General features: G+C 41.6%; 7 protein-coding genes. 5 read left to right on the top strand and 2 right to left on the bottom strand.

The features are described 5' to 3' along the window. Both ACFIK7_RS02715 and ACFIK7_RS02710 read left to right on the top strand, forming a co-directional pair. The coding region (locus tag ACFIK7_RS02715) for a Bgr_08870 family protein (RefSeq protein WP_375662895.1) at nt 1-1198 on the top strand (1198 nt) is incomplete at its 5' end. 9 nt (nt 1199-1207) lie between these two features. Next, nucleotides 1208-1459 carry a hypothetical protein gene (locus ACFIK7_RS02710; RefSeq protein WP_375657902.1) on the top strand — a complete coding sequence of 84 codons (252 nt, stop codon included), beginning with the start codon at nt 1208-1210 and terminating at the stop codon, nt 1457-1459. Here ACFIK7_RS02710 and ACFIK7_RS02705 read toward each other — a convergent pair. Next, on the bottom strand, nt 1456-1812 hold the full coding sequence (locus ACFIK7_RS02705; protein WP_375613954.1) for a type II toxin-antitoxin system HigA family antitoxin: 357 nt from the start codon (nt 1810-1812) through the stop codon (nt 1456-1458). The two genes, ACFIK7_RS02710 and ACFIK7_RS02705, sit on opposite strands and share 4 nt — an antisense overlap. Nucleotides 1813-1931: 119 nt before the next feature. Here ACFIK7_RS02705 and ACFIK7_RS02700 point away from each other — a divergent pair, with 119 nt between their 5' ends. Together ACFIK7_RS02700 and ACFIK7_RS02695 are read left to right on the top strand one after the other, a co-directional pair. Next, nucleotides 1932-2207, top strand: coding sequence for a type II toxin-antitoxin system RelE/ParE family toxin (locus tag ACFIK7_RS02700; protein WP_273791641.1), 276 nt, complete (start codon nt 1932-1934; stop codon nt 2205-2207). A 30-nt stretch (nt 2208-2237) separates the two neighbouring features. Then, a complete protein-coding gene (locus ACFIK7_RS02695; RefSeq protein ID WP_273791640.1) occupies nt 2238-2564 on the top strand; it encodes a HigA family addiction module antitoxin in 327 nt (108 codons plus the stop codon). Between the two features lie 47 nt (nt 2565-2611). Here the strand turns inward: ACFIK7_RS02695 and ACFIK7_RS02690 are convergent, their stop codons facing one another. Beyond that, the gene (locus ACFIK7_RS02690; protein WP_273791639.1) at nt 2612-3133 is read right to left on the bottom strand and encodes a Rha family transcriptional regulator; all 522 of its coding nucleotides are present in this window, start codon (nt 3131-3133) and stop codon (nt 2612-2614) included. Between the two features lie 473 nt (nt 3134-3606). On the opposite strand from ACFIK7_RS02690, the gene ACFIK7_RS02685 reads away from it, so the two are divergent. Then, the coding region (locus ACFIK7_RS02685) for a phage tail sheath subtilisin-like domain-containing protein (protein WP_375662894.1) at nt 3607-4671 on the top strand (1065 nt) is incomplete at its 3' end.

Genomic DNA, 4671 nt, shown 5'->3' with positions numbered 1-4671 from the left:
AAGCGCTCTCAATGGCAAAATGGCAGCGGATAAAACTTTCTCATTTGCTGATTTAAGCGATATCGAAGGCGCAAAAGATGCCGCAAATAATTATGTTCTCTATAAATCAAGCAACAATAACTTCACCTTTGGGAGTGCTATCTCTCTGTTAGGCGCGCATCAACATAAAACAGAAGATATCGTGGGTCTTGACGATTTTAGAGCCAAGATCAACGAAGATCTCACAAGCTATGGACGCTTAGCCAGCCCAAATGAATGGCAGAATTATAATAAATTTACCAGCAAAGTCACTATGAGTGGTGGCTTAGAACTGTTGGGTAATTCGTCGTTTAATCTCACCCACAATAATAAAGTTGTGACAAGTCTAAGTGCAAGTGGAAGCATGCTTAAAGGTCCAGCAACTGTTGATGGTAAGGCACTTTACACAAAAGATGAGGCTACCACTGTTCTTCAAAAAATACGCAATGAGATTGCAAAACTGAAAGAAGTTACCGCGCTTAATCCCCTTGAAATCCTCATGACAGAAAGTGGTACCATTCCATTTCCTGATAGTGTTACTAGCTACACCGATATTGAAATATGGGCGTGGGGTGGCGGTGGAGGCGGCAGTAATATAAAAGGCGGTGGTGGAGGTGGCGGCGGTTGCGTACGTATTAAAATCAAAGGATACCAGCTGGAAAACTCAAAAAATGCTCAAATTGGACGTGGTGGGAAAGGCGGTAATAACGAGAGGGGAGGCATAGGTGGTCAAACAATAATTCAGGGACTTCTTACCGCAGGCGGTGGCGGAGGTGGTGGATATTATGGATACGGAACTAGTGGCAGTGAAGGAAGTGCCAACAGCAGTGGTCACGGCGGTAGCGGTGGCAGCTACTACTCTAGTAACAGTAATGTTAATGGTAGCAGTTCTACTTTCGGTGGCGGGAGTGGTGGTGGCTACGCATACTATAGAAGTAACGACGGCCCCTTTATTGTCTACAAAACAAACATTGGACATGGTGGAAGCTCTATTTATGGGGGGGCTGGTGGTGGTTGCAGTGATGGTATCGCAAAAGGGGGTTACAGTGGGAAAGGCGGCAATGGTGGTGATGGAAATGGTTTTACCAGCGGCGGTGGCGGTGGCTACTTTCCAGGAAAATCTGGTGGAGATGGCGGCAATGGTGGTGACGGAGCAATCTTGTTGAGATTTTTTATCTAGGAGTTTTTTATGAAATATGCAGTTGTTGAAAATGGTGTGGTAACAAATATTATTGTAGCCTCAGAAGACTATGTCCATGCCTTTGATGGTGAAGCTATCCCCTCAAGTGAAGCGCAGATCGGCTGGACTTATAAGGATGGAGTGTTCTCTCCTCCTATTGTTGATGAAAACACAAAACAGCTCTCATCTACTGAAATGACAGAAACAGATATACCCGTAGAGCCCATAAAAGAACCACAAGAGAAAGATAATCAAGTCTAGGCTATTAGGCTTTCTAGTGGAATATTGAACTGTTGGTGCAAGTTTTTAATCATGCGCAGTGTTAATTTTCTTTTACCACTCAATATCTCGTAAACGCGATTTAAATGACCAATCGCAGGAACAAGATCTTTAGCACTTAAGTTCATTTGTTCCATTCTAAATTTAATAGCCTCAATAGGATGAGGAGGAGAAACAGGGTAGTGTTCTGCTTCATACGCTTCAATCAACAACACAAGAACCTCCATTTGATCAAATTCTGGAGTATTCTCTTTAGGTTGATTGTCAAACATCGCAGACACAATCTCTAAAGCTTCTTGATAATCTCTCTCTGTACGAATTGGTTTGATATTCATTTCTTAAATTCCTTTAGTTCTACAGTGTTGGCATCAATCATATTAAATTGTAACATTTTTGTTGACAATTGTCACTTAATACATTACATCTTACTTAAAATAAAGTTGTTGAGTTTGCTATGATCAAAACATTTAAAAATAAAGACCTCCAATCTCTCTGGGAAACAGGAAAAAGTAAGATTGATAGCAGGCTTCAACAGCGTATTATTCGCCGTCTTGATGCCCTTGACGCTGCTTCTCAAGTTAGTGATATCAATGTACCAGGTTATAATTTTCATATGCTTAAAGGCTTTACTCCAACTCGCTACACAATTCATATCAATGGTCCTTGGTGTATCACTTTTGAATTTAAAGACAGACACGTTTACCATGTTGATCTAGAGCAATACCACTGAAGGTTTTAAGATTTGTAAAGGAAACTATCCATGACCACACGTAATCCTAATCGTTGTCCTTCTCATCCAGGAGAAATTTTAGCTGAATCCTTAGAACATTTAAATGCAAGCAAAACCGAAATTGCTAGGATTCTTCAAATATCACGCCAGCACTTGCACGGTATCCTTAAAGGAGAACGTCCAGTCACAGCCGTAACAGCAGCTCGCATTGGTAAATTGTTAGGAAATGGACCAGCCCTTTGGCTACAGCTTCAAGCCAATTATGATACATGGCATGCCTTGAGGGACATTGATGTCTCTTCTATTCCAACATTAACAGCTAATAAAGTGGATATACAAATGGAACAGAGCCATTAACTACCTCCCCGCCTCAAAGACGAGGAGATAAAATCATGTTTTTAAACTTAAGCTACTTTTACAACAGGGCTTACTAAAACTCGCTTGGCTTCTTCAACAAGCGTTTTATAATGTTTGCTCTCTTCTGCTAATGTAAAGGCTTTAACAAGATGCATGTGAAGCGGTCCATAAATATAAACAGCTTTTTCAGTAGGTCCCATTTCATCCCAGTTGCTTGGAAAATCAAAGCGTGTATCACGATCATTATCAATTAATTGGTTTTTTAAATCATAGAAAGCTTTGACGAGGGCTTTTTTGAATGCACGCACCGTATCATTGTTACGCATATAGGTCATGAGTAGAGTGGCTTGTGGTTCGTTGAGAATAGCAACTTCTCTCTTTTGACCACCTTTACCGTCTCTTTTACTCACTTGGATTTCAAATCCAAGTGAACCAAACTCTTCAAAATCCTTACGATTATTGCGTACTAACTGTATAACTGTTTTATGCGTATTACCCACACCCTCTGCAATTTTTAAAGAAGTTGTAACAGCAATACCAGCATTGTTGATTGTCACTAAATTGTTCATGATGAACTCCTAATGGTTTTAATGTCTCTATTGACACCCCCAAGGGTGCCGGGCGTTAGAAACACGGCCATTAGTCCGTCGCTATGTCTTCCCCTCGTGAGAAGGTATTGTATAGCATAGCTACACCCGACAAAATCGTTATATGCCAATAATAGCATAAAAGACAATCAGTATTTTAAATGCATGGGAGAGATCTTACGTGACCTATCCGCTAATGGTTTAGTGTTTCTAGCACTTATGATTCGATTAACATGAGGGTTTATTAGTGTCAATATGCTTTTAAAAAATTATTTTACATATTGTTGTTTTCAAAGGATCGCATTTGAAATGCTACCCTTTACTATTCACTCGCATTTGAAATGCGAGTGAACCAAAATCCTTATGATTTGCTGTTTTAAAGGGTGCGATTTCAAATCCAACCCTCATTTTTCCCATTCATTTTAATTCACCCCTCATTTAAAGGAGCATAAAGTATGGCAATAGGTTTTCTACACGGTGTTGAAGTCGTTGAGGTTGACGACGGCACCCGCCCCCTTCGCGCGGTTCAGTCTGCAGTTATCGGGATTGTTGGCACAGCACCCGATGCCGATGACCGAGCATTTCCCCTTAATACACCGGTTTTGATTTCGGGCTCTCTTTCACAAGCTGCAAAACTCGATAAAACGGGTAAGCGTCAAGGTACCTTACCCAATGCCCTTGATCTTATTTTTAAACAAGTAGGAGCAATTGTCGTTGTCGTACGCGTGAACGAGGGTGACAACGAAAATGCAACACTCACCAATATTCTGGGTGGTGTAAACGCAAATGGTGCTTATGAAGGTGTTCATGCTTTCATTGGAGCACAATCCATTGTAGGACAAACACCACGCATTCTGATTGCGCCAGGCTTTACACATCAACGCCCTTCCAGTGTGAATATTGAAGAGAATGGAACTAGTGCAACTGCCAACCCCGTCGCAGCAGAACTCATTGGCATTGCAGAGCGTCTGCGTGCTATTGTGGTGCTTGATGCACCCAACACAACAGATGAAGCCGCTCTTAGCACAGCAAAGGATTTTGATTCAAAACGCGCTATTATCGTTGACCCTTTTGTAAAGGTGAATCGTGATGGAAAAATCATAGAACAGCCAGCAAGTGCAGCAGTTGCAGGTGTCATTGCCAAAACTGATTTTACACACGGTTTTTGGCATTCACCTTCAAACAAAGTGATCAATGGCATTGTTGGTATTACGCGCCCCATTGATTTTTCCATTGGTGATAGATCAAGCCGCGCCAACCTTCTTAACGAACAAAACATCACAACAATTATCCGCGAAAATGGTTATCGCCTCTGGGGTAATCGCACCCTCTCAAGCGATACAAAATTTGCTTTCTTATCCGTAGTACGCACCGCAGATATGATCAATGATGCCATTTTGCGCGGACATCTATGGGCTGTCGACCGCAATATCAAAAAGACCTACATGAATGATGTCAGTGAAAGCGTCAATGCCTATTTGCGTGATTTAAAAGCACAAGGCGCCATTCTTGGTGGACGT

The organism is Bartonella sp. CL266QHHD (assembly GCF_042195355.1).
Taxonomy (GTDB): domain Bacteria; phylum Pseudomonadota; class Alphaproteobacteria; order Rhizobiales; family Rhizobiaceae; genus Bartonella.
The sequence above is the reverse complement of the archived record's forward strand: the minus strand, read 5'-3'. Positions and strand labels throughout refer to the sequence as shown.

Excerpts from the sequence above, each read along its gene's own strand:
- ACFIK7_RS02710 (WP_375657902.1), top strand. The coding sequence starts at position 1,208 with ATGAAATATGCAGTTGTTGAAAATGGTGTGGTAACAAATATTATTGTA.
- ACFIK7_RS02705 (WP_375613954.1), bottom strand. The coding sequence starts at position 1,812 with ATGAATATCAAACCAATTCGTACAGAGAGAGATTATCAAGAAGCTTTA.
- ACFIK7_RS02700 (WP_273791641.1), top strand. The coding sequence starts at position 1,932 with ATGATCAAAACATTTAAAAATAAAGACCTCCAATCTCTCTGGGAAACA.
- ACFIK7_RS02695 (WP_273791640.1), top strand. The coding sequence starts at position 2,238 with ATGACCACACGTAATCCTAATCGTTGTCCTTCTCATCCAGGAGAAATT.
- ACFIK7_RS02690 (WP_273791639.1), bottom strand. The coding sequence starts at position 3,133 with ATGAACAATTTAGTGACAATCAACAATGCTGGTATTGCTGTTACAACT.